This is a genomic window from Streptomyces sparsus (assembly GCF_054776295.1).
In genome coordinates, this window is the sequence record NZ_BAAHCA010000003.1 from 1 (window position 1) to 26,688 (window position 26,688).

At 69.7% G+C, this 26,688-nt stretch carries 18 protein-coding genes and 5 pseudogenes; 13 read left to right on the forward strand and 10 right to left on the reverse strand.

Annotated elements, in window-relative coordinates:
* The 7 genes and pseudogenes from ACYVE9_RS00595 to ACYVE9_RS00625 all read left to right on the forward strand — a co-directional run.
* On the forward strand, nucleotides 1-2,640 hold a 2,640-nt coding region (locus ACYVE9_RS00595), incomplete at its 5' end, for a condensation domain-containing protein (RefSeq protein WP_461025671.1).
* A complete protein-coding gene (locus ACYVE9_RS00600; RefSeq protein ID WP_461025672.1) occupies nucleotides 2,637-2,852 on the forward strand; it encodes an MbtH family protein in 216 nt (71 codons plus the stop codon). The genes ACYVE9_RS00595 and ACYVE9_RS00600, both read left to right, overlap by 4 nt.
* Before the next feature lie 77 nt (nucleotides 2,853-2,929).
* Entirely contained in the window at nucleotides 2,930-3,466 is a 537-nt protein-coding gene (locus tag ACYVE9_RS00605; protein ID WP_461025673.1) for an ArsR/SmtB family transcription factor, read from the forward strand.
* Between the two features lie 110 nt (nucleotides 3,467-3,576).
* Nucleotides 3,577-3,747 carry a hypothetical protein gene (locus tag ACYVE9_RS00610; RefSeq protein WP_461025674.1) on the forward strand — a complete coding sequence of 57 codons (171 nt, stop codon included), beginning with the start codon at nucleotides 3,577-3,579 and terminating at the stop codon, nucleotides 3,745-3,747.
* A gap of 515 nt (nucleotides 3,748-4,262) precedes the next feature.
* Complete coding sequence (locus ACYVE9_RS00615) at nucleotides 4,263-5,189, forward strand: ISL3 family transposase (protein ID WP_461025675.1); 927 nt, start codon at nucleotides 4,263-4,265, stop codon at nucleotides 5,187-5,189.
* Nucleotides 5,190-5,232: 43 nt separating this feature from the next.
* A complete protein-coding gene (locus ACYVE9_RS00620) occupies nucleotides 5,233-5,820 on the forward strand; it encodes an SMI1/KNR4 family protein (protein ID WP_461025676.1) in 588 nt (195 codons plus the stop codon).
* Nucleotides 5,821-5,915: 95 nt separating this feature from the next.
* Nucleotides 5,916-6,654: pseudogene (locus tag ACYVE9_RS00625) on the forward strand (IS5 family transposase); the annotation flags it as partial.
* A gap of 966 nt (nucleotides 6,655-7,620) precedes the next feature.
* Here the strand turns inward: ACYVE9_RS00625 and ACYVE9_RS00630 are convergent.
* Nucleotides 7,621-8,253, reverse strand: coding sequence for an FMN-dependent NADH-azoreductase (locus ACYVE9_RS00630; RefSeq protein WP_461025677.1), 633 nt, complete (start codon nucleotides 8,251-8,253; stop codon nucleotides 7,621-7,623).
* A 135-nt stretch (nucleotides 8,254-8,388) separates the two neighbouring features.
* Between ACYVE9_RS00630 and ACYVE9_RS00635 the strand changes: the two genes are divergently transcribed.
* From ACYVE9_RS00635 to ACYVE9_RS00645, 3 genes are all read left to right on the forward strand, one after another.
* Complete coding sequence (locus ACYVE9_RS00635; RefSeq protein ID WP_461025678.1) at nucleotides 8,389-8,997, forward strand: TetR/AcrR family transcriptional regulator; 609 nt, start codon at nucleotides 8,389-8,391, stop codon at nucleotides 8,995-8,997.
* A gap of 786 nt (nucleotides 8,998-9,783) precedes the next feature.
* Nucleotides 9,784-10,248: a hypothetical protein gene (locus ACYVE9_RS00640; protein ID WP_461025679.1), complete on the forward strand. Its 465-nt coding sequence runs from the start codon at nucleotides 9,784-9,786 to the stop codon at nucleotides 10,246-10,248.
* A gap of 252 nt (nucleotides 10,249-10,500) precedes the next feature.
* Nucleotides 10,501-10,662: a hypothetical protein gene (locus ACYVE9_RS00645; RefSeq protein WP_461025680.1), complete on the forward strand. Its 162-nt coding sequence runs from the start codon at nucleotides 10,501-10,503 to the stop codon at nucleotides 10,660-10,662.
* 37 nt (nucleotides 10,663-10,699) lie between these two features.
* Here ACYVE9_RS00645 and ACYVE9_RS00650 read toward each other — a convergent pair.
* From ACYVE9_RS00650 to ACYVE9_RS00660, 3 genes and pseudogenes are all read right to left on the reverse strand, one after another.
* Nucleotides 10,700-10,891, reverse strand: a pseudogene (locus ACYVE9_RS00650) (hypothetical protein); the annotation flags it as partial.
* Nucleotides 10,892-11,023: 132 nt separating this feature from the next.
* Nucleotides 11,024-11,458 carry a hypothetical protein gene (locus ACYVE9_RS00655; RefSeq protein WP_461025681.1) on the reverse strand — a complete coding sequence of 145 codons (435 nt, stop codon included), beginning with the start codon at nucleotides 11,456-11,458 and terminating at the stop codon, nucleotides 11,024-11,026.
* Nucleotides 11,459-11,678: 220 nt separating this feature from the next.
* Nucleotides 11,679-12,497 carry a glycine-rich domain-containing protein gene (locus tag ACYVE9_RS00660; protein ID WP_461025682.1) on the reverse strand — a complete coding sequence of 273 codons (819 nt, stop codon included), beginning with the start codon at nucleotides 12,495-12,497 and terminating at the stop codon, nucleotides 11,679-11,681.
* A gap of 238 nt (nucleotides 12,498-12,735) precedes the next feature.
* Between ACYVE9_RS00660 and ACYVE9_RS00665 the strand changes: the two are divergent.
* Nucleotides 12,736-12,912 (forward strand): annotated as a pseudogene (locus tag ACYVE9_RS00665) (restriction endonuclease); the annotation flags it as partial.
* 329 nt (nucleotides 12,913-13,241) lie between these two features.
* On the opposite strand, the pseudogene ACYVE9_RS00670 reads toward ACYVE9_RS00665, so the two are convergent.
* The 3 genes and pseudogenes from ACYVE9_RS00670 to ACYVE9_RS00680 form a co-directional block, all read right to left on the reverse strand.
* Nucleotides 13,242-15,710 (reverse strand): annotated as a pseudogene (locus tag ACYVE9_RS00670) (helicase associated domain-containing protein).
* A gap of 87 nt (nucleotides 15,711-15,797) precedes the next feature.
* Nucleotides 15,798-16,217, reverse strand: coding sequence for a hypothetical protein (locus ACYVE9_RS00675; protein WP_461025683.1), 420 nt, complete (start codon nucleotides 16,215-16,217; stop codon nucleotides 15,798-15,800).
* A 762-nt stretch (nucleotides 16,218-16,979) separates the two neighbouring features.
* The gene (locus ACYVE9_RS00680; RefSeq protein ID WP_461025684.1) at nucleotides 16,980-17,513 is read right to left on the reverse strand and encodes a CbrC family protein; all 534 of its coding nucleotides are present in this window, start codon (nucleotides 17,511-17,513) and stop codon (nucleotides 16,980-16,982) included.
* Nucleotides 17,514-18,096: 583 nt separating this feature from the next.
* Here ACYVE9_RS00680 and ACYVE9_RS00685 point away from each other — a divergent pair.
* A pseudogene (locus ACYVE9_RS00685) lies at nucleotides 18,097-18,677 on the forward strand (IS701 family transposase); the annotation flags it as partial.
* An 880-nt stretch (nucleotides 18,678-19,557) separates the two neighbouring features.
* Here the strand turns inward: ACYVE9_RS00685 and ACYVE9_RS00690 are convergent.
* On the reverse strand, nucleotides 19,558-21,438 hold the full coding sequence (locus ACYVE9_RS00690; protein ID WP_461025685.1) for a DNA/RNA non-specific endonuclease: 1,881 nt from the start codon (nucleotides 21,436-21,438) through the stop codon (nucleotides 19,558-19,560).
* Nucleotides 21,439-22,224: 786 nt separating this feature from the next.
* On the opposite strand from ACYVE9_RS00690, the gene ACYVE9_RS00695 reads away from it, so the two are divergent.
* Nucleotides 22,225-24,252 (forward strand): S8 family serine peptidase, encoded by a 2,028-nt coding sequence (locus tag ACYVE9_RS00695; protein WP_461025686.1) that lies wholly within the window; start codon nucleotides 22,225-22,227, stop codon nucleotides 24,250-24,252.
* Nucleotides 24,253-24,628: 376 nt separating this feature from the next.
* On the opposite strand, the gene ACYVE9_RS00700 is transcribed toward ACYVE9_RS00695, so the two are convergent.
* Both ACYVE9_RS00700 and ACYVE9_RS00705 read right to left on the reverse strand, forming a co-directional pair.
* Nucleotides 24,629-25,534 carry a hypothetical protein gene (locus ACYVE9_RS00700; RefSeq protein ID WP_461025687.1) on the reverse strand — a complete coding sequence of 302 codons (906 nt, stop codon included), beginning with the start codon at nucleotides 25,532-25,534 and terminating at the stop codon, nucleotides 24,629-24,631.
* Nucleotides 25,531-26,325 carry a hypothetical protein gene (locus ACYVE9_RS00705; RefSeq protein WP_461025688.1) on the reverse strand — a complete coding sequence of 265 codons (795 nt, stop codon included), beginning with the start codon at nucleotides 26,323-26,325 and terminating at the stop codon, nucleotides 25,531-25,533. The genes ACYVE9_RS00700 and ACYVE9_RS00705 overlap by 4 nt, the downstream gene beginning before the upstream one ends.
* Nucleotides 26,326-26,688: the final 363 nt, after the last annotated feature.

Consider the following 26,688-nt stretch of genomic DNA (forward strand, 5'->3'; position numbering starts at 1 on the left):
TGGCGGCTCGACGTCCGGCCGGCCGGACAGATCCGCGTCGACGACCGGGTGCGTCACCTCCCCGCCCCCGCCACCTCCCCGCCGCTGCTGCCCCCCGACGCGCTGGACGAGGCCCTCGGACGGCTCGCCCCGACGGAGGGACACCTGCTCTCCGCAGCCTTCCTCGACCGGGGACCCGATGCGACCGGGCGGCTGCTGCTCGTCGTCCACCACCTGGCCGTCGACGGCGTCTCCTGGCGGATCCTGCTCTCCGACCTGGCCGCCGCTGACCGGGCGCTCGCCGCCGGAGAGACCCCCGAGCTCATCCCTCCGCCCGTGACCTTCCCGGAGTGGGCCCGCACGGTACGGGCCCAAGGAACGGAGGGAACGCGCCGGGCCGAACTGCCCCTGTGGACGAAGGCACTGACGGGCACGGACCCCGCCCTCGCCGACCCCCGCCCCGCCCCGGTCCCCGGCCCCCTCGCCGAAACCCGCTCCACCCCCCGCGCTCGCGGAACATCCTCGCCGACGCCCGCCCTGACCGCCACCCTGCCGCCCGGCCGGACCTCGCCGCTGCTCACCGAGGTCGGCGCCGCCTTCCACTGCGGGATCGAACCCGTCCTCCTCACCGGCCTGGCCCTCGCCGTCGAGGAGTGGCGCCGCCGCCGCGGCAGGCCGCCCGCCCCGGACGGCCTGCTCGTCGACCTGGAGTCGCACGGCCGCCCCGACCACCCCGGCACCGACCTGTCCAGGACCGTCGGCTGGCTGACCGCCCTCTACCCGGTCCGGCTGCCCGCCACCGGCTGCTCCTGGACCGACGTGCGCAGCGCGGGGACCGGCCTCGGCCGCGCACTGCGGCAGGTCAAGGAGACACTGCGCGCGATCCCCGACCGGGGCCTCGGCTACGGCGTCCTGCGCCACCTCGACCCGGCGGCCCGGTCCGCGCTCGACGGCCGCACGCCGCCGCAGGTCGGCTTCAACTACCTGGGCCGCCTCGCCACCGCCGCCGACACGGACTGGAGCATCACCGGGGAGCAGGCCTCCTCCCGTACCGTCGGAGCCCCCGGCCGGCCGGGCGGACACCTCCTCGACATCAACGCGCTCACGACCGACGGACCCGACGGCCCCCGGCTGACCGCCACGGTGGCCTGGACGGACGGCCAGCTCACCGAAGCCGAGGCCCGCCTCCTCATCGATCTGTGGTTCGCCGCCCTCGACTCCCTCGTCCTGCACGCGCGAATCTGCGGCGGCGGCCGAACACCCTCCGACTTGCCGCTCGTCCAGCTCGCGCAGGAGGAGATCGACCGGCTGGAGGAGGCTCACCCCGGCCTGGCGGACGTTCTTCCGCTCACTCCACTCCAGGAGGGGCTGCTCTTTCACGCTCTGTACGCCCCCGACGCCCCCGACGTCTATCAGGCACAGTGCGTCCTCACGCTCCGAGGCGACCTGAACCGGGACGCCCTGCGCGCCGCCACCGCCGCTCTAACGGCTCGCCATCCCCACCTCGGCGCCGCGTTCGTCCACCACGGCCTGCGCCGCCCCGTCCAGGTCGTCCCCGCCACGGCCCCGCCGGGATGGCGGCTGCTCGACCTCACCGGCGTCTCCGAGAAGCGCCGGAAGCAGGTCTTCGACCGGATCAACCGGGCCGATATGGCTCGCCGCTTCACTCCCGACCAACCGCCGCTGCTCCGCTTCACCCTCGCCCAGTGGGGCCCTGACGAGCACCGCCTCGTCCTGACCAACCATCACCTGATTCTCGATGGCTGGTCCATGCCGCTCCTCGTCGGGGAGCTGCTCGACCTTTACGCGCACGGGGGCAACCCGGACGCGCTGCCCCGGGCCACCGCCTACCGTGACCACCTTGCGCTCCTGGCGTCCCGGGATGCGCCCGCCGCCAGCGCGGCGTGGCGCGCCGCCCTCGACGGTGCCCCTCCGCCCCGGCGGCTGACCGGAGCCGTGCTCGTCGGTGACAGGCCCGCGGCCTCCCTGAGCGCGGTGCTGTCCGAGGCCGTCACCGCAGCGCTGCGCGCCCTGGGCGGCGACGGCGTCACGCTCAACACCGTGGTCCAGTACGCCTGGGGCCTGCTGTTGGCCCGTCGTCTCGGCATCGGCGACGTCATGTTCGGCGCGACTGTTTCGGGCCGCCAGCCGGAGCTACCCGGGATGGGTTCGATGATCGGTCTGTTCATCGACGCGGTGCCGGTGCGCGTGCGCTTCAACGGCGCGGAGACCGGGCGCGAGGCCCTGCGCCGGCTGCGGGATGAACAGACCCGGCTGCTGCCGCACCACCACATCGGGCTGAGCGGGATCCAGCGCGCGGTCGGGCGCAGAGAGCTGTTCGACACCCACCTGGTGTTCGAGAACTACCCCCTGGATCCGGCCGCCCTCTCGCGCCCCGCCCACGGCCTCAGGGTCTCCTCCGTGACGGGCCGGGACGCCACCCACTACCCGCTGACCCTGGTGGCGTTCGCCGTCGACGGCGCGCTGCACCTGCGCCTCGACCACCGGCTGGGCGCGCTGGAACCAGGTGCCGCCCACGCTCTCCTGCACGAGTTGACCGACCTGTTCGACGCCATCGCCACCCGCCCCAGGGCGACGGTGGCCGAGCTGCTTGGCGCGGAATTCCGGAACGACGACCGAAAGAGAGAGGCCATCCCATGACCAATCCGTTCGACGATGAGACTGCCGTCTTCCTGGTGCTCGTCAACGACGAGGGGCAGCACTCGCTGTGGCCCCGGTTTGCGAACGTGCCAGCCGGCTGGACCCGTGTCTTCGGGCCTGACGACCGCGCGGCCTGCCTTCGGCACATTGAGGAGCACTGGACCGACATGCGGCCGAACAGCCTGGTCGCAGCTTTGTCGACGGACGCCTGATGCGCCCGGGGGACGGGCCCGCCCAAGGGCCCGCCGCCGTGGTCCCGCCCCGGTGGGACCACCGATAGGCTGGGTCGATGAATGAGCACGCGCCCTCCTGGGAGGCCCTGGCGGGGCAGGTAGCCGACATGGCGCGGCGGCTCTCCGAAATCGAGGCCAGGTTGGGCGGCGACCACCGGGGCCCCAGCCCGGACGAGGCGCCGACCGAGGCCTACTGGGCGCTGCCCCAACTCCGCGAGCGGCTCCAGGAAGCGGCGCGCGGCGGGGTCCTGTTCGCCGGGTCCGTGGTCGGCCTCGACGGGGAGCTCGTCGAGTGGGAGCGGTCCGACGCCACCGATTCAATGCTGAGCTCGGACTGGTCGGAGGCGGCCGACGCGCTGGGGGCGCTGAGTCACCCGGTGCGGCTGCGGCTCATTCAGGCGCTGGCTGGGGGGCGTACAGCGGTCGCCGAGCTCACCGAGTTGGAGGGGCTCGGCACGACCGGCCAGATCTACCACCACCTGCGGCAACTCGTCTCCGCCGGCTGGCTGGAGACGACGGGGCGCGGCCGCTACCAGATCCCCCCCACCCGCCTCGTCCCCCTACTGGTGATGGTCACCGCAGCGCGCCGCTGATTCCGCCCCAGTCCGTCGGCGTCGAACCGGCTGTCCCGTGGAATCGGGGGTGGACGAGCCCTCTGACCACGACGGCAGAGGAGTGAGACATGTTGGACATAGGTGCAGTGGTGCTCTTCAACTTCGCTTTCCTGATCAACGCCGCCCATATCACAATGAGCGACGCCTCCCGCTCGAGGAACATCATGCTGCTGGGGCTGGGGCTGGGGCTGGGGCTGGGGCTGGGGCTGCCCGCTCTGTACGTCGCCGGAATTGGCACCGGCCGGTCCCGCGGGCTTTGACGCGGCGGCCCTGCCCGCCCCCGGACGGGCGGAAGCTGGTCGCGGCGGATTCACAGCTCCTACCTGCGCTTTCCTGCTGATGTGCCCAGCGGAGGCAGACAAGTCGCTCTCGGTTTACGCGTCCGCAGGTTCCTCTGCCCGGTCATCTCGTGCGGGCGGCGGACTTTCGCCAAACAGCTGCCTGGGTTGACCCGTCGGTACGGTCGGCGGACCGAGCGCCTGCGGTCGACGCTGGCCGCGGTCGGCCTCGCGCTCGCTGGTCGGGCCGGTGCCCGCCTGGCGAGCGTGTTCGGCGTGTCCGTCAGCCGCAGTACGGTGCTGCGGCTGGTCCAAGCGTTGCCTGACCCCGACGTTCCAGCCCCGCGGGTGGTCGGCGTCGATGAGTACGCGACCCGCAAAGGGCGTCACTACGGAACTGTTCTGGTCGATCGAAAGCCGGCGTCCAGTGGACCTGTTGCCCGACCGGGAGGCGTCCAGCCTGGCCGCTTGGCTCGCGAAACGGCCCTGGGGTGGAGGTGGTCTGCCGCGATCGTGCGCCGTTCTTCGCCGAAGGTGCCACGGCCGGGGCACCACAGGCGGTGCAGGTGGTGGACAGGTGGCATCTTCGGCACACGCAGGTCCTGGTGCCGAATCCAGCCCAGCCTGCCTCCGCGCCCGAGAAGTTCGAAGACCCCTCCAGCTCGCCCTGGCCAAGGGGACACCGCTTCGCTGACCGCACCCGCGTCAGGCACGCGATCGTCCACGAACTACTGGCAACCGGGCTCAGCCGGAGGGCGATCGGTCGTCAACTCCGTATGACCTCCCGCACCGTCAAACTATTCGCCGACGCAGCCACCCCGGAGGACCTGTTCCACGGGCAGCGGCAGGGACGACCGTCCAAGCTCGACGCCTTCAAGCTCTACCTGGATGACCGCTGGAACCAAGGCTGCACGAACGCCTGGACCGTTTGGGAGGAGATCGTTCCGCTCGGCTATCAGGGCAGCTACCAGCGGGTTCGCGCCTACTTCCGGGAGAAGCGCCTCTCACCGGGCCCCGTCACAGCTCGACCACCGTCACCCCGGGTCGTCGCCGGATGGATCCTCCGCCGACCCGAGACCCTCACCGAGACCGAGCACCTTCGGCTCAAGGCAGTGCTGGTCCATTGCCCCGAACTCGATGCTGTCACCGGCCACGTCCGCTCCTTTGGGCAGATGCTCACCGAGCGGCATGGCGAACGGCTGCCGCGGTGGCTCGACGCCGTCCGGCGAGACGACCTCCCCAGCCTCCACACCCTTGCCGCAGGCATCAACCGTGACCGTGACGCGGTCATTGCCGGCCTCACACTGCCCTGGAGCTCTGGCGTCGTCGAAGGCCACGTCAACCGGATCAAGATGCTCAAACGCCAGATGTTCGGCCAGGCTGGCTTCGCTCTACTGCGGAAGAGGGTGCTTCTGGCCAGCTGACTACAGCCACCCATAGGGTGACGAGGACGAGAGAAGATGCACCATGGATCCCCGCATACCCCGCCTGCGTCGCAAGCTGGCCGCGATCCCGTTCCAACCACTGCGCAGCCACTCCTTCGGGGAAGAACAACACAAGCTCTTCCCCGGTCCGAAGCTGGCGGAAGCACGCGTCGCTGCGTTTGAGGCCGAGCACGACATCGTTCTTCCCTACGCCTATCGGCAGTTCCTCACGCACATCGGCGGCTCAGGCGCGGCTCCGTTCTATGGCCTCATGCCGCTGGAACGGTGTTCCCTGCTGGTTATGGATCCGCCCGGAGAACCAAGGACACCCCGAGGCTTCGGCTGCGTGGGCCCCGGGCCACATGAACGCGATCTCTTCCTCCACATCATCGAAATGGGCTGCACCGATGTATGCGTCCTCGGGGTGGCCGGTCCACTCACCGGCCGCGTCCTCGTTGGTAACAGCGACGGGTACTGGGGCCCCAACGTCTCCTCCGCCACCGACTTCCTCGACTGGTACGAACGCTGGATCAACCACATGAGCGCCGGACGCGACAACCGGGCCCTGGAACTCACCTCGCCTCGACTTCGAGCCCATCCGAACCGCCATCGCATGGCTCCGAAGATCTGACTTTCCGTATCCGCTCCACGGAATGTGAGCCAGAACCCGAACTCGTCGACATCACCCATCCGTGGAAATGGGCACCTCCCAAACTCATCGACAAGCGACGTCAGGGCGGGGGGACGCAGAACACGCCTGATGAGACGGTGTTCGCGGCCATCGTCTACGTGCTGGTCAGTGGGTGCGCCTGGCGGTCGCTGCCGCCCTGTTTCGGGATATCGAAGTCGACCGTCCATCGCCGGTTCCTGATCTGGTCGAGGGCGGGGGTCTGGGGTCGGCTGCACGAGGCCGTGCTACACCGCCCGGACGGTGCCGGTCTGGTCGATGTCACCCGCGTCGTCCTCGACACCGCCCACGTCAGGGCTAGGAAGGGGGGCGAACATACAGGTCCGAGCCCCGTGGACCGGGGCAAGCCGGGCTCCAGGATGCACGTACTGTCGGACGCCAACGGGCTGCCCGTCCTCGTCGGCGTCTCCGCCGGCAACGTCCATGACAGTGAAGGTCTGAAGCCGGTGGTGGAGGGTCACCAAACGTGACACGACCCCCATCGCGGCCGTCACTTCAAGCCCCGAGCGCCTGCACGCCGATAGAGCCTACGACCGGGCCGACCTGCGCAGATGGCTACGAGGAAGACGGATCGGCGTGCGGATCGCCCGCAAGGGAATCGAGTCCAGCGAGCGATGGGGGCGCCGTCGATGGGTCGTCGAGCGGACGATGTCCTGGCTGTCCGGCTACCGCCGACTCAACCCTCGTTACGAACGCGGTCCCCGCAACTACCTGGCCTTTCTCGGACTCGCCGCCGCCCTCTGCTGCTGCAAGCGGCTCGTCCGCCTCACCACATAGGACACGGTCTTGGACAACCATGTCTGTGTATCCCTGGCGGGCGGTCTGAGTTCGGACAGCCACAAACCGGCGCCGGAGGGCAGGCGTATGTCGTGCGGGTCCGAGAAGCCGAGCCCCTCGAGTAGGTGTCCTTCCCCTGCGGAGCGGCTGACGGCCACCACGGGCTCGTGCTGAGGGCCGAGGTCACGCAGTGCTGCTCGGATTAGATTCATGGCGATGCCCGCGGCGACGTGTCCCTGCCGCCGTGTCAGCACCAGCACACCATGCGGCACCTGGGGCCAGTGCCCGCTGATGGCCGCCGCGTCTGCTTGTGCCGTGCTTCTCAACTCGTCCAGCGCGCCGACCTCTCTGGTCAGCAGGTGCTCGACCCGCTGTGGATCAGGCTCTCGCCCGTGGGCGGGCTGCCAGGTCACGACGGCTGCCAGGTGCCCGGGCGTCTCCTCGGCCAGCCACACGGCCCCGGCTTCGAGGGCGTCATGGGCAAGCAGCAGCCGCAATGTGCTTCCGGCTTGGTGTGCTTGTCCTGGCGCGATAGACGGTGCCGCCAGCCCGTCGGAAGCGATCAGTCGTGCCACCGCGGGTACATCAACCAGCCCGCCCGGCGCAGTGTCGGGATCGCACTGTCCTGGTCTCGTATCGCTGGTGTGGAGTCCATGTCGTTCCGATCTTGCACACGTAGCACTGCGTGCTGCTGCCGCCCGGTGGGGGACAGTGCCGGGCCCGTCCCGTGGCCCGGCACTGTCAGGAAGGTCGCGTCCGCTACTCCGCGACCCGTCTGGGGTTTCCTCACGCCAGGTGAAGCCCGCGGACCGTGCCTACAACCCAGACGGCACTGGACCTCGCTCCATCTGCTGACTTCGGGCGTTCGAGCCGGACCATCGGACATCACACGGCGTCTGCGAGTGCACCGGGAACGGCCTGTCGGCGGCATCGGATGTGGCAGGGGCGTGCGGAGGCCCCTGAGCGTCAGCGCCCTGCCAGGTCCTGGCCCGCGTCGCGGGCGGCGGAGAGCGCGTCGGAGTGCTGCCGCTTGGCGAGGTCCCGCAGGCCCTCCATGGCGGGAGTGGTTTCAGCGAGGGTGAGTTCGCGCTTGATGATCGTCAGGTCGGCTCCCCAGATGTCGGCGAGGACCCGCTCCAGATACGGGGTGGAGTGGTCCCAGCCCTCCCGCGGAGCGCCGGGCCCGTAGCCGCCGCCCATCGCGGTCACCAGCACGGTGGGGGTGCCCTTCAGCAGCGGGGTGGTGGGGCCGGCGCCCGTGATGACGAGGTCCACCCAGGTCTTGAAGTGCTGGGAAACGCCGTAGTTGTACAACGGCACGGCCAGGATCGCGGCGTCTGCACCCTGCACTTCCTCGGCCAGGGCCGCGGCCAGGACCAGTGCCTCGCGCTGGGCCGGTGTGCGGTCCGCCTCGGGCGTGTAGCTCGCCAGCGTGGCGAGGGTCCAGGCGTCAGCGGGCAGGGCGTCGGTGGCGAGGTGGCGCCGGGTCACTGTGCCGTCGGGGTGGGCTGCGGTCCACTCGGCCTGAGCGAGGTCGGCTATCTCGGCACTGGCGGAGGTGCCGGGAAAGATGCTGGCGTCGAGTCGGAGCAAGTTCATGGTTTGTCATCTCTCTAACGGGCGGATCGGTGCATGCGGATGTGACGGTCTGGAGGGCCTCCAGACGTGTCGCGCTCCCACGACACTATAAACGGACTTCACCCCGCTTAATATTTCTGCTTGTAGGTTGGACCTGTGGACTCCTCCGTAGTGCCCCTCGGTAAGCCGCGCGGCGAGCGCGCCGACGCGGTGCGCAACCGTGAGCATCTGCTGCGCACCGCCCGCGAGATGATCGAGGAATACGGCGTACAGAAGGTCACGATGGACGGCCTCGCCGAGCGCGCCGGCCTCGGCAAGGGCACCGTCTTCCGCCGCTTCGGCACCCGGGCAGGCATCTTCCGGGCACTGCTGGACGCGGACGAGCGGCAGTTCCAGGAGCGGGTGCTGTCCGGGCCGCCGCCGCTGGGGCCCGGAGCCGATCCCCTGGAACGTCTTGTCGCCTACGGCCGCGCCCGCGTGGCGTTCCTCGTCGACCACCAGGCGATCGCACGCGCCGCCCTCGACCGCGACGAGCCCGCCCTGGTCGGCGACCCCTCCCTGACTCAGCTCCACATCCGGATGCTGCTGCGCCAAGGTGCGCCGATGCCGAACCTGGAGGGCGTGGTGATCCAGCTCACCGCAGCCCTGGAAGGACCCCTGCTGCTGGCCCGCTCGCGTCCCGAGATCGATGCCGGGACGGCGGCGCAGACCAACGACTTCCTCGGTGACGCCTGGCAGACGCTGATCGAACGCCTGGTGCGCTGATCACCTGCGGCCGGGGCCAGTGGCCTCACACCGCCGACTGCTTGCCGCTCGGCGGGAGACGGCTGCCGCACAGGCGCCGCCAGCCTGTGGGGGAGACCCTCCTTCCATCATCGCTAGCTCAAGACCGGGAAGGCTCGGGGAAGTGCTCAATTGTCGAGCCCTCGGGCGCTACGTCTTGTGAGTTTTGGGCGCGGCGGGGGGCGAGCGCCAGGCACGCCGCGGCGGTCACAACGAGAATGACACCAACAACGGCCATGGCGTCGGTGAAGCCGGTCATGAACGCATGGCGTGAACCGTCGGCGCACCGCCGTCCAGGCGCGGGAACGCCGCCCGCGCTCCGCGCTCCCACTGGCAGGAGACCTACGCCGGGCCGTCGCTGGAGCGGCCCTTCCCGCTGTTGCTGTTCGTCTTCGCCCCGGCCACGCGCCGTGCGGCCCCGGAAACGAGGGAGGCCGCCTTCCACGACCGTGCCCGGCCGAACTGGCGGATCACCGTGGCGACGACAACCTTGTCCCAGCTGACCGAGCACGGGACCGAGCAGCCGGTGTGGCGGGTGGTCGGTCAGGGTGCCAACCGTCAGCCTCTGACCTCGCTGCCGGCACCGCGCTGAACGTGGCGGTGGGTAGGGCCGGATGCTCGGCCAACTCCATCACTGCCTCTTGGCACGGGTCCCGTTCGATGAAGCGATCGCCTTCCCCGTAGAGCGCCAGCCAGCAGGAACAGCCACCGCGTGAAGCAGAACGGGGCAGCTTGTCCATCGGCGGCGAGGGAGACGATCATTCGGCCATGAGACCCGAAGTACAGACGTTCGTTGCCGACGGACCGCTTCCCGACTGGGACGCGAGCGAGGAAGAGATCGACCGGCGTGAACGTCAGCTGAGGACGATCTCCCGTCCTGTCACGTCCGAAGAGGCGACTGCCCTGGCCACCTGCTTCGGTCCCGACGACTGCTACGGCGTCGCTTGGACGCTCGTGCACCTGATCGAGACGGCTCCCAGCCCGGTGCCACAGTGGGAAGATCCGGGTCCGGAAGCTGGCGACTGGGCCAAGGTTCTGCGGGGGCGATGGGGCGGCGGCTTGACGGCTCAACTGCATGAGGTGTCTTTCTCACGCGATAGCCGAGAGGAAGAGGTCTGCCTCGAGCCCCGGGGGCCGGCCCGGGTTGCGGCGGCGGAGGAAGCCACTGGCCACCCGTTGATCGGGATGGCGGGCGCTGCCTCCACTCGAAGGGGGGTCCGCGATGACCGATGAGCCGGAGACGGAACGCGTCGACTGCACCGACTGCTTCGCCCTGCCGGGCTCGACAACACCCGTATCGCGTACGTGAAGACCGACGGCGGGTGCAGCGAGACCTGACACGCCCCCGACTGCCCGGCGCTCGCGATCCTGCAGATCAACCTCGAGGAGGGAAGCAAGGGAAGCAAGCAGGTCCGGGAGCAGGACGCGTGGGCCCGGGACGTCTTCCCAGCCGCGCACGAGCGGCTCAAGGCGGCCGTCGCCGCGGTGCCGCCCGGCACCGCGGCCCAGCCCTTCGTCGACGCGCTGAGCGAGCTGGTTCAGGCGCAGGCCGACACCACCGGCTTCGTCGTCCTGCACCGCTGGGAGGAGATCCTCGAGCGGCACTTCCCGCCGGAGCTTCCCGGCCCCGATCGCCTCACCGAGTAGCCGCCCCCGGGGCACAGGTGGGGCGCTGGAGCTCCATGACTCCCCGCTTGCCCGTGATGTCCACGCTCCCGAGCACGCGAACGCTGGCGAGGAACGCGCGGTGGACCCTGCGCCCGGCCGCGTCGATGCCGTTGGCGAACTGGCGCAGCACTTCGCGCCGCTCGGACACGAGGGGGTCGCCGCACAGCCACGCCGACCACACCCGGTCCGTGGGTACGTGGCGGCCGGCCTAGCCCGCCGGCTCCGTGAGGACCGTCCCCCACGAGACGAGGCCGAGGCCGCCGGTGGTGGCCCCGCCGTATCTGCGACTTCTTCGGCCTGTCCCTCGGTGCGGCCCTGCGCTACATCGGGGATGGGGGGATCACGCCCGTGTGAGCTGTCCCTCCATGCGGCCGCCCCCGCCTACGCCACTTGAAATCTCCTCGTACGTCGCGCTGGTGACGCGGGAGTCTCCCTGCGCACACTGCGGCGAGCTGAGGCTGTAGTCCGAACCGCCGTCCGGGCTGCTCACGCCCCATGTCAGCTTCCCCTCCGTGAAGGTGACGGGGAGCGTGTTCGTCTCACCGGGAACCCATACGGTGTCGCCCGCCAGGACAACCTCGCGTTGTACCTCGCCGCCGGAATAGGTTTTGGCGGTGCCGCTGTAGCTGGCGGCCGTATCGAGGCTCCTCCAGTCGTCGATGGACCCGCCGCAGGTGGGCCCGGCGTACGCAGCGACGGGTGCAAGCATGCTGGCACCCGCGAGACCTCCCAGCGCAAGCGCAGAGGCAGAGAGAACAGCGGTCAGACGCTTCATCGAGGCTTCTCCTCCGAGGTGAGTGGATTCCCCTCAGGTAACGCGCCTCGGAGCGGAAGGGAACGGCCAGTGATCACGGTCCGCTCGGACAGCACGGACGCTCATGTCCTCGCCGGCGCAACCCAAGCCGCCCCGTTCGAATCCGGAGCTGGGCAAAACCCGCAGGTCAAGATTCGAACGGGCACTGAAAACCTGCCTCACACCGGGGGAGGGCGCGGTGTCAGGATTCCGGGGCGTCCGTGGTGTAGGTCAGGACCACGCAGCCGTCCCGGCCTCCGCGGCCCGGGGCGGCCAGTTCGTACTGCATTTCATCGTTGACCCGAGCGCCGGAGACACCGGCGCCGGTGCCTCCGTCGCCTCCGCGACCAGCGCCCGGGCAGGTCTCCGGGTACAGCGCGGGCCTGCCGCCGTTGCCCCCGATGCCCCGGCTGTTGCGGCTGCCGTCGTGACCGTCCTCGCCCTTCTGACCTGCGAGGAGGCTAGGGTCGGTGCCTTCGCACAGGCTGTTCTTGGGGTTGCCGCCCTTTCCGCCGAAATCGCCTTTACCACTTCCGACGATTCCGGAGCCCTCGCCGCTCTCGCCGTAGTCGCCGAAGTCGGCGCTGACGCGCTTGATTCCGTTGACGGCGAGGACGGTGGCGGTCCCGTTCTCACCCTTCCAGCCGTTGTTGTGCCTGGACGCCTTACCACCACCACCGCCCCTGCCGACGGTGAGGTCGAGCGTCTGCCCGGAGGTGACGGCGAGGGTGCACGAGGCGGAGCCACCGCCGCCGCCACCACCGCCACCGCCGCCGGTCAAGGACCCGTCGTTGAAACCGCCACCGCCACCACCGCCACCGCCGCTGCCCAGGGCCACGACGCTGATACGGCTGACGCGCTCCGGCACGGTGAAGGTGTGGTCACCCGCACGATTGAACGTCCGCACCTGGGCACTCGACGCGGACGCGGTGGACGCGACGGACGGCGACAGCAGTGACGCGACGGCGACGGCGGACAGCGCAACAGCGCAACGCGCCCGGGTCGTTCGGACGATCCTCATGGAACACCTTTCACGGAAATAAACAGACATCCGTGATGATCCACTCACTTGATCTCCATCCCACGCGTGCCGCGCAGAAGATCATCCGTAGAGGGGGAGCGTCAAAACCGGCTGCGATTCCAGCCGGTAGCCGACAAACACCGGCCGGTGAGGCAACCCAGAGGAAACGTTCCAGGCCGTCCCTCCTGGACCGCCGATTCGCCGCTCTAACCCGGCTTCCTACCCCGCGCACAGCGCACCGCAGGCGCTCGCCGACGTCGTCCTCCGCGAGGCGGAAGGCCGGCTATCCGCGACGCTGGAGGGCACCGTGCGCTGCGTCCAGAACCGCGCCCGGCTGGCCCGCGCTCTCTACGAACGGCTGGACCGATCGGAAGCCGCGCTCGCCCCGGAGAGGGTTGTACCGAGCGGGGGCTGAACCGTGGGCTGACGGTTGCGGTGGTGAGGTGCTTGTTCATGCCCGGCCAACGAGCCTCCACTCGTCCCGTCACGCATGCGAGCTCGGCCACGTGACCATTCCCCGGGTGGCCGCGCCCGGCCCGGCCTAACGAACTGCAACATCACTTCATGGCACTGAAACGCCTCAGTGAAACGGAGGCGCGTGCAACTCTGACCTGCAAGAACACTCGCGAGGGGGAGTCGGTGTGGGCGCGTTTCACTCGTGTTGCAGGGCCGTGCCCATGTTCGGCCTACGACGGACCGGGCCCCGGACCAGGAGGTCAGGGGCCCGGTCGGGCGTGGGAGTGGTCAGAGGTTGTCCCAGTAGCTCTCCCGCTCGGAGGGCGGCCCGTACCGCTTGATGGACCAGCAGGTGCAGTTCCCGCCCTCGTACAGCTCCTCTTCGCACTCTTCCTCGTGTTCCCGTACCGACCGACGTCCCTGCGGCGTGGAAGAAGCGGACTGCAGTGCGGGCCGCTCCGGGGCGGTCTCGACGGCCGGAGGCGGTCCCGCCCAGTCCATGCCCAGCTTCGCGAGGGCGGCGAGCTCGTCGGCGGTGAGCTTGTCGCGCCTGGATTTGGTGTTGGAGACCCACTCCCAGCTTCATGACCACCGGCTCCACCTCACCCTCGACCGCGATCTGTTCGCTGTGGGCCCTCGGAACCGGCCGGTGGGCGCCTTCCCGCTCCACCCACTGCGCGAGCGCCGCCAGCCCCCGCTGGAACGCCTGCTGCGCCTTGCTCGGCCCCTTCGCCCCGCGTCGGGCTGCGGGGGCGGGGGAGGGTGCCTGGGCGGGTTGTACGCCCAGTTTCGACAGCCGTTCCTGCTGTTCGGGGAGAAGCTGTGCCCAGGTGCCCGGGTTCTTCTGCCGCTCCAGCCACCGCCCGATGTCATCGCCTTCGAAGAGCACCCCGGGTTCGACGGCCGGTAGGTGGCCGTCGGCGTCGACGAGGTCGGCGAGGACGCGGTAGTGGCGTTGCCAGTCCAGCGGCCACGGGCAGTCCCAGTCCTCGTCGATCTCGGCGAGCTGTGCGGCCCGGGTGGCCGTGGTGTCCTCATCCTTGCCGAGCTCGTTCTTCGTGCCCTTGCGGCGAAGGTTGGCCATGTGCTGGCCGACCGGCACCATCGTCTCGCCCTCGCTCCACACGGCGTCCTGACGCGGCGCGAGGTGCCCCATGGCGCGCCGGTAGGAGCGGAGCGTGGCGAGCTTGTTCCTCCCAGGCTTCTTCGCCCGGCTCCCACCCCATCCCGGCCTCCGGCGTGTCCAGGAGCGTCTTGCGTCGCTCTTCCAGCTCTCCGGCCCGCAGTGCCTTGCGCTGCTGGTGCACCCACCGCCCGAGGGGGAAGTCCTTGGTGACGCCGACCTCGGTCTCCACGTCGTAGGGGACGGCGTAGAAGCCGGTGGTCTCGTTCTCCTTCCGCCACCGGAGCAGGGCCTGGTAGCCCTCCAGCCACACCAGGGACTCCGGTCGGTAGACCCGGGTGCGCAGGAAGGCCGCGATGGTCGCGGCGTCGCGTGGGCTGGAGAAGTGGAGCAGGGCGGCTTCGGCGGCGGCCTGCGTGTCGTCCTCCTGGTCCTCGCCGTCACCCTCGCCGCCGACTGCGACGATCTGCCCGTCCTCGTCGCGCCGGACGTGGACCTTGCGCTTGCCGCTGGTGAGCGCGCGGGAGGCGAGCTGTTCGACGAGTCGTTCGTCATGGGAGCGCAGGCCTTGGAGGACGGCTACGAGGGGGCGGAAGCTGGCGCTGGCGACCATGTCGGCGTCGGAGGCGTCGTTGGCGTACAGCTCGGCTGCGGTCTCGGGCAGCTTCTCCGCGAACGCGGCGGCTTCCTCGACGGTTTGGTGGAACGTCATGACCGTACGCAGGTTGTACGCCGCCGCGTGCTCCAGCAGCGCGGTCTGCAGGAGCGCCAGGCGCCGGCCGCGCCGGGCCTCCTCCGACTCCCCGAGGACGGGGGAGGGGGCGCGGATCTCCAGCACGTCGATCTCGAACCCGGCGAGGATCTCGCGCTCGATCGCCTCGCTCAGACCGAGCTCTGCGAGCCATGCGCCGTACGTGCCTTTCGGGTCGTCGGCCATCGACGCGATCTCCGCCTCTTGGCCTTCCGCGCCCTTCTGCGGGCGGGCCGCGGCGAGGATGCGCGGGGTCGCGGTGAGGTAGAGCCGGAAGTCGGCGGGGATCCGCTGGTTGTCGTGGATCGCCGCCCACGGACGACCAAGATCACCAGCGGTTCCGTGGGCCTCATCCACGATGGCGAGGTCGAAGCCGTCCATGCGCTGCCCGTACAGGCGCTCGCCGCCCGTCAGAGCGGCCTCCAGCGGCCCGCGAACCTTCCGTTGGCCCATCGGTGCGTCGACGTCCTCGCGGTCCACGAGGGAGGCATACGTGGCGAACACGACGACTGGCCCGTGCCCGGCCCACAGGGCGAGCTGGATCGGGTTCGTAGTGGTCCGCACCCCCAGCGAGTCCAGTACGGCGTCGTTCTCCAGCGAGCACACCGCGACCATCGTGGCCTGGTGACCGACCGACCACCCGCCAGGCCCGGGCGGTTTGCGCGAGCAGGTCCAGGGTCGGGACGGTGACGAGGATTCGCCCGTCCGGGAAGCACTCCAGGGTGCTCGCAGCGGCCGTGATCGTCTTGCCGGAGCCGGTCGCGGACACGATCGTGCCCCGGGCGTCATGCGGGGGCACCGGTGACCGTGGGGGGAGTCCCACCCATTTCCGGAAGGCCGCCTTCTGGGCCACCTGGTGTTCGCGAAGTTTGATGACGGACATGGACGTCCTCCCCTCGGGTTCGGTACAGCGGCCCAGCTACCCGTAACGGGCGCTTCAGGGGCGCGGCCATCCCAGAAGGGTGCGCGGTCAGCGCCGGCCGCCGCCGATGCGGCGGTCGTCGGCCAGTCCGGTCAGCGGGCCGAACTCGCGGGCAAGCTGGTTCCACGTCAGAACCTCGCCACAGCGGGCCGGGAACTCTTTCGGGTTGAACTCGGGCATGGTCCAGGTGCCGGTGCCCCGGTCCCGCAGCCACAGGTCCCCGTCACCGTCGACCACAGTCGGCGGGACCGGTACGGGCTCGGCCTGATCGGTGGGCTCCCAGGTGACCCGGCCCGGGTGGGAAACGCGGCGCAGCTCGGTGGTGGCCAGCCGCGCGGCCAAGTCACGGGTGGACTCTTCGGCGTCCTTGACCGACGCGAGTCGGAATGCGTCGTCAAGTACGGGCAGGGCTGGATTCTTGCTGCGCTTCGAACTCATACGCTGATTACCTCCGGTGGAGGGCGCCACATCCGTGGCACCTCGTAGAGGAACACGGTATCGGAGGCGGGAGCCGGGCCGGCTACGACCACTGTCCAGGTGGAGGCGCTGCCACACCGGGCGGTGGGGCTAGGTGGTGAGCTGGTCTTGGATGTGACGCGACCCGTGGTGGTAGTGCTCAGATACGGCGGTCCGGGTCTGAGAAGGTGAGGCCGCCGGAGGCGAGCCCCGCCGTGACGCTCCTGTGAGTAGGCGTGCTGGTGGCCAGGCGATGGGCAGGGCATAGAGGGTCGAAAGCTCCGCGGTGGCGGGTGACTCGCGGGCTGGTCCGAACCCTGCAAAACCTGTCACGTCTGCTTCTTCCTCCGCGACGAGCGCGCCGGCCTTCGGCCATCGGGCTGCTCGCAGTGTTTCGTCCCAGCCAGCCGTCTCGGCTGCCAGGTCCATGCCGTCGAGGTAGTGCCGGGGAATGATCCCGGCGAAGGCCGATTGCCAGGCTCGGATGTAGATTTCCGCGATCACGGGGGCGTCGTCTGGGCGAGCTGACCGAATGTCCACGAGCCCAGTCTCGTGGCGTTCGAGCTCTTCCTTCCACCGGTTATGGCGCTCACCGGCCCGCCCACCGCACGCTCTACGCCTACGCGACTCTGCTGCGGCTGAAGCACCTCGCAAGGCCGCCCCACTGGTTCACCGCGATGGTCTACCTCAATCCGAGGGACAACATGGGTGCCCGCTTCCTCACCCCTGGCGGGCCCTCACGCCGCACGTGGTTGGTTGCTCGGGGGCGGCGGGCTATGAGGCGTCGGTGTAGGCGAGGTAGGTGCCGCAGACTGTGCAGCGGAAGAGCATGGCGGTGGCTGTTTCGCCGAGGTGAGTCAGGAACTGCTCGAGTTGGGCTGTGTCGTGCCAGTCGTTCGTACGTAGGTCCTGCCTGAGCTGGTCGAGGGCTTCGGGGCGGGCCGCCAGTTCGGTGTATCCGACCTCGCTGATGAAGGCTGCCGCGTCGTGACAGTGAACGAGCCAGTGCGGGTCTTGCCAGGCATGGAAGCCGGGAGTGCGGCGGGTGACCTCGCGGAGGGTCTCCTCGCTGACGTCTTCAAGCCCGTAGGAAACGGCGAACTCGCCGGCGAACCGTTCAGCCGCGCTGCCGTCGGCGATGCACCAGGGGCAGAAACGTCCGCTGACCGCTTGGGCGGTGTAGAAGGCCGCGGTGTAGATCCATCCCGTGTCGCGGTTGCAGCACACACATGTCTCCGCGCTCTGGCGGATGGAGCCGCTGGCGAGCGGATCGGGGTGGTAGCGGAAGGCAGGCAGATCGGCGCTCACCAGGGCAGTCTGTTCACAAGAAGCCTCGTGATCAAGCTGTGAGGCCATGATCTTGCTGGGTCGGTACCGACGACAGACTCAGCCGCATGATCAAAAAGGCCACACCCGGCGCAGCTTGGAGCTGACAAACCAGCGGTCGGCGATGGGCCTCCCGCGCGCGCCGCTCCTCGCGGTCACTGGTGCCGCTCGCCCACCGCACCAGCGCGGTCGGTCGCGCCCCACGGCGCGACGCAGGAAGGGACCCGAACCGCATCGAACTGGTGAACCCGCCGGGCGGCCGAGAACGGGGCGCCCCCCGAGCACCGATGGAGGTGGGCAGGCGCTGTTACCCGGCCGGGGTGTACTGGACGACGGTGTCGTCGCAGGCCCTTCAGCGAACACCTTCAGCGCGTCCAGCTCCGCGGCGTCGAAGGGTGAGCTGCCAGCGGAGTTTCATCGCGACCCACTCGCCCACGTACCGGCAGTGCGCGTCCGGGGCCAGCGGTAGCCACTGGGCCGGGTCCTGATCGGCTTCTGCCCGGCCGGACCGAGAATCGCCAGATCGGCGTCTTCACCGCCTACGCCTCCGCCCGTGGCCGGGCCTTTGGAACAGACGGGTGTCGGCTACGGTGCTGGCCGTCCCCAAGTCTGTGTTCAGCGTGGGCTGTTCGCCGATCGAGGTTCTGTTCACGCAGGCCCCGGGCGGAGCGTGGGAGAAGATGTCATGCGGCGACGGGCGCGAAGGGCCCCGCGTATGCCACTGGGCAGCGGTGAGGCTGTCGACCGTCATCCAATTCGACTATCAGGGCGAGGTCTCTCACCGGATGTGGTGGGCACTGGCCCTGCGGAGCATTCGCAAACCGACGATCGCCTGCTACCTCGCCTACACCCCCCTTCGGGTCACCGTCCAGGAGCTGCTGCGGGTCGCCGGGGCACGCTGGGCGATCGAAGAGTGCTTCTAGGCCGCGAAGAAGGAATGCGGCCTAGACCAGTACGAAGTCCGTCGCTACGTGGGCTGGTACCGGCACGTCACCACGGCCATGCTCGCGCACACCTTCCTGGCCGCCACGACACACCAGGCCCGGGAAAAGGGCGAAACAGGTGAGACGGCCGGGGCCCTCGAGCTCACAGTGGCGGAGGTTCGGCGACTCCTGGCAGCTTGTCGTGCCCGGCCCCCGCACCTGAGCGGACACCGAGGACTGCACCACGCGCTGAGCCGGTCGAACTGGCGCCGCCGACGCCACGCAGTCGCCCGCCGCTGTCACTACCTGCGGCATTGTCGCACGATCGAGGGGCGGTCTCCGTGAGGCCGCCCCCACACGATCGAAGTCCCGCCGCGCTCCAGCCGCCCGACGAACCCGCAGGTCAGACAGCAAAGTCCCGCTGAGTACTAGATCCATCAGGCTTGCCGAATCAGCCCCAACCAGACAGGGGCGCCTTGACGAAGGGCGTGTAGGCACCCCCGGCAGCCCCTGCTTACGGCAGGTCAGACACATGCGTTGGACGGTCGTGCGTGACAGGTGCGGCGGGCGCGGGCCGCCGCGCCCGCCTGTGCCACCGACGGCGGGTCCTGCTGCTTCGGCTGCGGCGAGATCCGCGTCTGCGTCGAGAACGGATCGGGCCGGGTGACCGACGGGTGGAGGGCCTGCTGCCCGGAGGTCTGCCGGGTGGCGTGGACGGCGCCTGCGTAGGCTGGCACATGCTGTGCGAGACCGCCTCGGGTGAGTCCCTGGACAGCAGCCCGGTTGTCCGGGCCACTGGAGCCCCGGCCCTGGCCACACCTACGCCTTCGACCACGCCGCGAGCGAGCGGGGTGTCCGTGGCCGGTGAACATCAGCGGTGTGACGGACCTCCACCTGGTCGATGTCGAGCTCTGACGTCAGGACTCGGTCACGGCACACCCTCGGCGCGTCGCCATGATCGGCGGTCGCTGAGTCGGCGGCTGTGTCAGGGGCGGTGGCCGCTGTGTCCACCGCGCAGTGCTCGGCCCGGCGGGCGGCCTCGTCACTTCAGCTGGCCACGGCCGACTCCGTTCCAGGCCCGGCACGCTCGAGCGGCCGGCTTGTCAGTGCCACTGGATGTCGGTGAGGTCTTCCAGGGGCTGCCGATCGGCTGTGGTCTCGGGGGTGGGGAGGGTTTCTGTCTTGTGGAGGGTGTCGGGGAAGCGGAGGCGGGTGCGCTCCTCGATCTCGCTGAGGGTGACCTGGAAGACGCGGAATTCGTCGAGTTCGAGGGCTTCGATCTGGTTGAGGTTCTGGGTGAGGAGGAACGCTTTGGCTTTCAGTTCGCCCTGCTGGGTGAAGGCGAGCACTTTCCAGTACTCGCGGGGGATCCGCTCGTCTCGGAAGCGGCGGTCGTCGTCGTGGAAGACCGGTCCGCCGAAGACGCTGACCTTGAGGTTGTCGACATCGGTGTCGGCGAAGACGGCGTCCTCCAGCTGCCCCCACAGTCCGCTCTTGCTGCTTTGGTTGAAGTCGTCCATCTGTGGGGTGATGTTGGTGTAGAAGAACGAGTCGGTGTTGGCCTGCCTGGCCTCGGGCGGGCTGCCCCACAGCAGGTCAGCGCGCCGCGCGACGTGGCCCCGGTCGAGCCGGTTGGCTGCGTACAGCTCGTTGCCCACCTGGGCGCTGGCGGGAAGCCGGGGGTCTTTGGTGAACGGGATGCCGGAGCGGCTGAGCCTCTTGAGGGAGCCGCCATCGATGTTCCAGCCCACCCAGAACGGGAAGCGTCGAGATGTGCTGAGGGTCAGGGAGAAGTGGGTGTAGGGGATGACCGCGGAGCCGTTGAGCAGCACGGCGTCGCCCGCGATGTCCGCGGCCAGCTGGGGGGTTTCGAGCCGCATGCTCAGAAAGTGCGGGTCGTAGCCCGGCATGGTCTGGACCTCGCCCGGGGCGGGCGGCTGCAGGCTGATGTCGAGCTTCTCGAACACCGAGGCGGGCAGGCAGGCCAGCGCGTGCTCATCGGGGTTGGTGCCGCTCTCCCCGCCGAAGTGCAGACCGGCAAGGATCTTGCTCGGTTTGCCGTTGTTCCCTTTGAACAGCCACACCGCCCCCGAGTCGCCACCGCTGCTGATCTCGCCGTCCGCGGGCAGGTTGCGAGGGTCGGGGCTGATTTCGAAGCAGCCGACGAGGACCTCGCCGCCGTCGCCGCCGTAGTCGATTTTGGCGATGGTGTCGATGCGGCGGACCACGCCGTGCGTGACCTCGGTGGTGCGCCCGCTCTTGACGACTTTGTCCCCGAGTTCCGGCTCGCCCAGTTCCTCCGGCACCACGCCGAGCCCGCAGATCTCCTGGGCGAAGCGGCGGTCCACGATGGTCGCCACCGCGCAGTCACCGGCCACGCCGAGGTGGGAACGCTTCAGCGCACCGAGGCGGTTGCGGTTGATCCGGTTGTCGTCGTGCGGCCCGGGCTGGACAACATCCTCGCCCAGCTTCCCCTCCGGGCCGTGCAGTACATGCCAGTTGCTCAGGGCGTAGGGGGTGCCGTCGGCGCGGTCGAAGACGATGCAGCCGATCGTGCCCGCCGAAACCTTCACGTGCCCGACGCTCGCTCCGGGCACGACCGGGTCCAGACGGGTCTTGCGTTGTGGGCTTTCCGCTTCGGCCACCACGCGGAAGTCCGGCTTGTAGCTGCGTTCGATGACGTCGGTGGGCACCTCGATGCCGTCCACCGTCACTGACTCCGGGAGAAGGACCGTGCCCAACGCCTCCAGTGCTTCCGGTCCCACCTTCGAGTCGACCGTGAACTGCAGCGCGAGTTCCTTCTCCCGCGTACCATCCTTGATCTTGTAGCCGATACCGACAGAGGACACGTTCGGATCCCTCAGCAGACCCGGGCCCTGGGCGCGGATGTACTGCCGCAGCGAGGCGATGAGCTCGTCCTGCGCGGTGGCCGGGTTCTGGGGCGGCGATGGCGGCGCGGTCTTCTTCTTGTTCTTGGAGGCCATGAGAGGAAGTCCCTTCGCGGAGGAGGCAGCACACATGGAGGTGCCTGCGGCACACGTAGCCCGGCTCGGTCGCGGCTGACCGTCTGCTGGCGGGTCCGGCTTGGCAGTGGTGGGCCAGTCCGTTCGCTGCGAACGCCTCCGGATGCTCCTGCGCAGGGGCGCGGTGGTCGCTGCGGTGAACGACCACGGACTTGGCACAACATTCAATGTAGTCAAATATGTGCAATATGGACATCAAGGGCTGCGGAATGTCTTGCGGTCCCTACTTCCGTGTCCCCAGCACGCCAGGCGCGACGAGAAACGGATGGGTCGCAGACGGCACCCCTCCACCGCGCCAAGGATCTCCACGCCCCGTGCGACCTGCTCGACGTCTGCGCCGGAGCAGTGCCTTCCGGCGTCCATTCCGTGACCCCGGGCGGCCAGGCGTCCTGCGCCCCGAGACGGGCCGCTCCGGTGCCTCCGCCTGCCTGGTCACCGCATCGGAGCGGCCGACCTCGCCGATGAAGAGGGCCGCGCTCGTGCTTGGTCGCGCACTGCTGCGCGGGCCTTACCGGGCCTGCCGCGCAGCCCGCGAACTCGGCGCGGAGGGGGTCACGGCCACTATCACCGCGCGGCCACCGATGACTTGGGGGTCTGGTGTTCCCGGTGGTGACCTGCGGGAAGCGCGTCACCCGTTCGAGTGTGAACGACTGCGAGCCCGCATGGCGGCCACGCTTGTGACGCATTCCCCCTCAATAGCGACAAACTGCAGTCGCCTACCCCGCACGCGACCCCCGGGAGTCCGGTATGGCCCGTATCACCATCAACGGCGTGACCGTCGACCCTTTGGCCCAGTCCGCGGAGATGGCCGGCGCATCGCTGGTCTCCGAGGACGCCTCCGCATCCGACTACCTGCTCGTTCAGACCACGCATGTGCCCTCTGCCGGGGAGAGGGAACAGCTGGCGGCGCTCGGCGTGGTGATCCACGAGTACGTCCCGGAGAGCACCTACCTGTGCGGCTACCGCTCCTCGGACCTGCAGGCCGTGCGGGAACTGCCCTTCGTGGCCTGGGCGGATGTGTACCTCAAGGGCTTCAAGGTCGCCCCGTCGTTGCGGTCGCCGGGACTGCGGCCGGCGGTCGCCGTACTGGCCGAGCCCCTCGAAGCGGCCAGTCCCCGAACCCGCACGGTCGACGTCGTCCTCCACGAGGACGTCGACGCGGACGATGACACAGTGCGGGAGCGGATTGCCGGCGCCGCCCGCGTCGGCACAGGCAGTGTCCGGCCCGACCGCCGCAAGGTGCGAATGACGGTCCGGGAGAACGACCTGTCCGCGCTCGCCTCCCTCGACGAGGTACGGCATGTGGAGGAGGTCCCCCGGATGCAGCTGTACAACACTCTCGCCGGGTCCCTGATGCACGCCAAGGTGTCCCTCAGCGGTACCAGCTTCCGGGGCGACGGCCAGGTCGTGGCCGTCGCCGACACCGGTTTCGATCGCGGCTCGACGACAGACGTGCACCCCGCCTTCACCGACCGGGTCAAGCGCCTGATCGCCCTGGGACGTACAGGCCCCGACCGCGCTGACGACCCCCACGGACACGGAACCCACGTGGCGGGCTCGGTCCTCGGCGACGGGACGTCGGCGTCGATGGGCGGTGCCGTCACAGGCACAGCTCCCGAGGCGAGTCTGGTTCTGCAGTCACTCCTGGACGAGGACGGCGGGCTCGGCGGCATCCCGTTCGACCTGCGCGACTTGTTCGAGCCGCCCTTCCTGGAGGACGGGGCGCGAATTCACACCAACTCGTGGGGCCCCGTCGCCCCTGGCCTCCCGTACGACTCCAGCGCGTTCGAGGCCGACCTCATGGTCTGGGACAACAAGGAATACGTCATCTGCTTCGCAGCGGGCAACAGCGGCCACGACCAGGACCGCGACGGCCGCATCAACCAGGCATCCGTCAGCGGGCAGGCGGGGGCCAAGAACGTCATCACCATCGGCGCCAGCGAGGGAGGACGTCCTGACATCCCCCTCACCTATGGTCAGCTGAGCTCCCTCAGCTTTCCCGCCAACCCGATTCGCGACGACCGGCAGGCAGGCAACCCATCGGGAATGGCAGCCTTCAGCAGCCGAGGCCCGTCCCAGGAAGGCCGAATCAAGCCCGACCTCGTAGGCCCCGGCACCTCGATCCTGTCGACACATTCGCGTGCGGCGGCGCCCAACGACCTCTTCGGCAGCTCCTCGGGCCCCGCCTTCTCCTTCCTCAGCGGGACCAGCATGGCCACCCCGCTGGTCGCGGGCTGCGTGGCGGTTCTCCGCGAGACCCTGGTGAAGAACGGCACCCCCAAGCCGAGCGCCGCGCTCGTGAAAGCCATGCTGATCAACGGTGCGGAGGACCTGCCCGGCCAATACAACCCCACCGAGGCGGGCCTCTCCCCGAACAACAACTCCGGCTTCGGCCTCGTCAACCTCGAACGCTCCGTGATCCACCCGAGTAACGGCAACCAGGCCGGCTTCGCCGACGAGAAGGAGATGGAGCAGGGCGACGAACGCACCATCCGCGTCACGGTCCCGCAGGGGACCGGTCACACCCTGAAGGTCACCCTGGTCTGGACGGACCCGCCCGGCCCTGCCCTGCAGAACGACCTCGACCTCATCGTCCGCGCGGGTGGCCGGGAACGCCACGGCAACATGGGTACGGACTCCGGTTTCGACCGCGTCAACAACATCGAACAAGTCCGCTGGAAGGACATCCCTGCCGGGGAGACCGAGGTTGTCGTCCGCGCCCACCGCATCACCCGGTTCGCACAGCCGTACGCCCTCGCCTGGCGCATCTCCTGACCCACTCCCACCTCCCCGGCCCGTTCCGCGTTCCCGGGCCGGCCGGGGATTGTTCACGCCAGGCTGACCGCGTGCTCGGACGCAGCGGAGACCTCCGGCCGGGCGGAGGCTCCTCGACCGGACGGGTACACGCGGGAGAACCGGCCCCTGCCGGTGCAGCAGTCTGCGGACCGTGTCGTCGAACCCCAGGCTGCGGACGTCGCCCGCAAGGCCCGCCGGCTCAGTAGACCGACTCGGGCTCGTACCGCGCTCCGTCTCATGCCGCTCGGTATGCGCGGGGAAGCTGCGCGTACCGGCGGCTGGCGCGTTCTCCGCCGAAGGACCGATACGCAGTTCCAGCGCACCCTGGCTGGCCCGAAACTCCCAACGACATGCCTCAGCAAGGGGCCGGGGGAGTAGCCGGCGGTGGGCGGAGCTCCAGGCGGACGGTGGAGTCGTACGGGACGACCAGGGTCCGGCTTTCGGCCTCGTCCCAGTGAGCCGGGACCAGGAAGAGACGATTGCCCGCCTCCACCAGCAGCCGCAGCCCCGTGTAGCGGTGCCGCGGCTCACTGCCTTCCGAGCCACCTGGCGGGCGGCTCGGCGCGTGGTCCACCCCACAGGGGAGTTCGGCCAGCGGTTCCCGGGTGTACAGCACCACCTCGGGCCGGAAGGCCAGTCGCGCCGCATCGTCCTCAGCCCGCCCCCGACCGTAGGCTGCGGCGAATTCATTGACCACCCAGAACGAGCTGGCCAGCGCGATCAGCAGCGCCCAGACCACCGCGTGCCGACCGATCTGCAGCACGGCGGGAGCCGCCAGTCGGGCATCGCGCCGGGTGCCGACGGTGTGCAGCAGCCAGCTCCCGTAGCCGACGCCCAGCACGCCCAGCCCGAGCCCCAGGGGCGTCACGGCCAGTGGTTCACCGCGCGAGACGGTCGGCAGCAGAAAACCGGTGACACCTCGGGCGAACGCCAGCACGCCGACCACGACTAGGAACGCCCCGGCCCAGCCGGAAACCAGGTCCCGGCGCGGCGAGGCCACCAGCCAGCGCGCACCGGCGTGCAGACCGGTGGCCAAGAGCCCGGCGAAGGCGAAAAGCACGAGCGGCGGATAGATCGCCTCCACCCCGTAGAGCATCGTCTCCCGCACGGAGAGATCGACCATGTCGAGATAGACCCCGAAGTAGCGCAGCCGGGCGCGGGTCGCGACGTAGCCGAAGAAGAACAGCAGCGAGGTCACGGCCGTCGCCGGGGCGATGATCGTGGCGGCCACCCGCAACCGCCCCGGCAGGGACGCAGTCATCGACGGCTGGCCTGGCCACGGTCGGAGCCGCCCGGGGCTTCCCCGTCGGAACCGGGGGGCGCCGGGGTAGTGCCGGGCGTCCCCGGCGGGCTCAGGCCCGGCGACGGATCCGCAGGATCGGTGGGATCTTCGGTCTCTCCGTGCTCCTCGGGCTCCACGGGGTCCACCGACTTCTCAGGCTCCTCGGAGTCCGCATCGGACCGCGGCCAGTGGCCGGTCCCGATCAGCGTCACCGGTCGCCCGGCGACGGGCGCCCGGTCCGCCGGAATCCGCTCACAGGGCGTTCCGGACCGGGAGGGACAGATGACGGAGAGCCGGGTACTCAGACGCACTTCCTCCACCGGCACCCCGCGGAGGGCGACTGAGCACGCCACCCCGGGCTCCAGGACCGTCTCCGGTGCGCAGCCGGGGACCTGCGCACTGAGGCAGCGACCGACTCGCTGGCCGTCCTCCGCCGCGATCCCGAGGAGCGTCACGGCATGGTCGAAGCTGTTCGTCAGCGTGCCGCAGAGCACGCCCTCCCCGCTGTCCGGGTCCGCTTCCACGGCACCGTCCAGTGACACCCCGGAGATCCGCACGACGGGAGGCTGTGGCCGCTGCTCGCCGGGGCTGGACGTCTCATCCCCTGGAACACGCTCGCCGGGGCTGGACGTCTCGTCCCCCGGGGCGCGCTCCGGGGCGCCGCTGTCCCCGGTGGTGACAGTGCGGATGATCCCCACTGCTCCCACGAGCAGCACCAGTCCCGCCATCACGGCGAGCGCGACATGGAGCGTGGTGCGGCGAGTGACCATGACCCGATACTCAGGCAGCGGCGGCACACCCGCTCCCGCTGCTAGGCCGAGCGGTACCGTCTAAGCGCTTGCTCAGACCACAGGGCGGGTCTCGGCGCGCAAGGGAGCGAAGCGGTGGCGCTGACAGCGGGCGGAACGGCGTTCCCCTGCGCCTTCCAGGCGGTCGCTTTATCGAGCAGCAGCGGGTTCTGGCACAGATCTTGGGGAGCCGTGGCGGAGCGTCACTAAGCAGGTTTATACTGCGGGAGTAGTTCGCATCCGGCTGGCCCGTAGGGCTGTCTCTTGATCTTCTTGGTGGGGTTCCTGGCACCTGCCGTGGATCCGGCGGGACGAGTTCAGTCCGCACGGCTCGTAGACCGATCG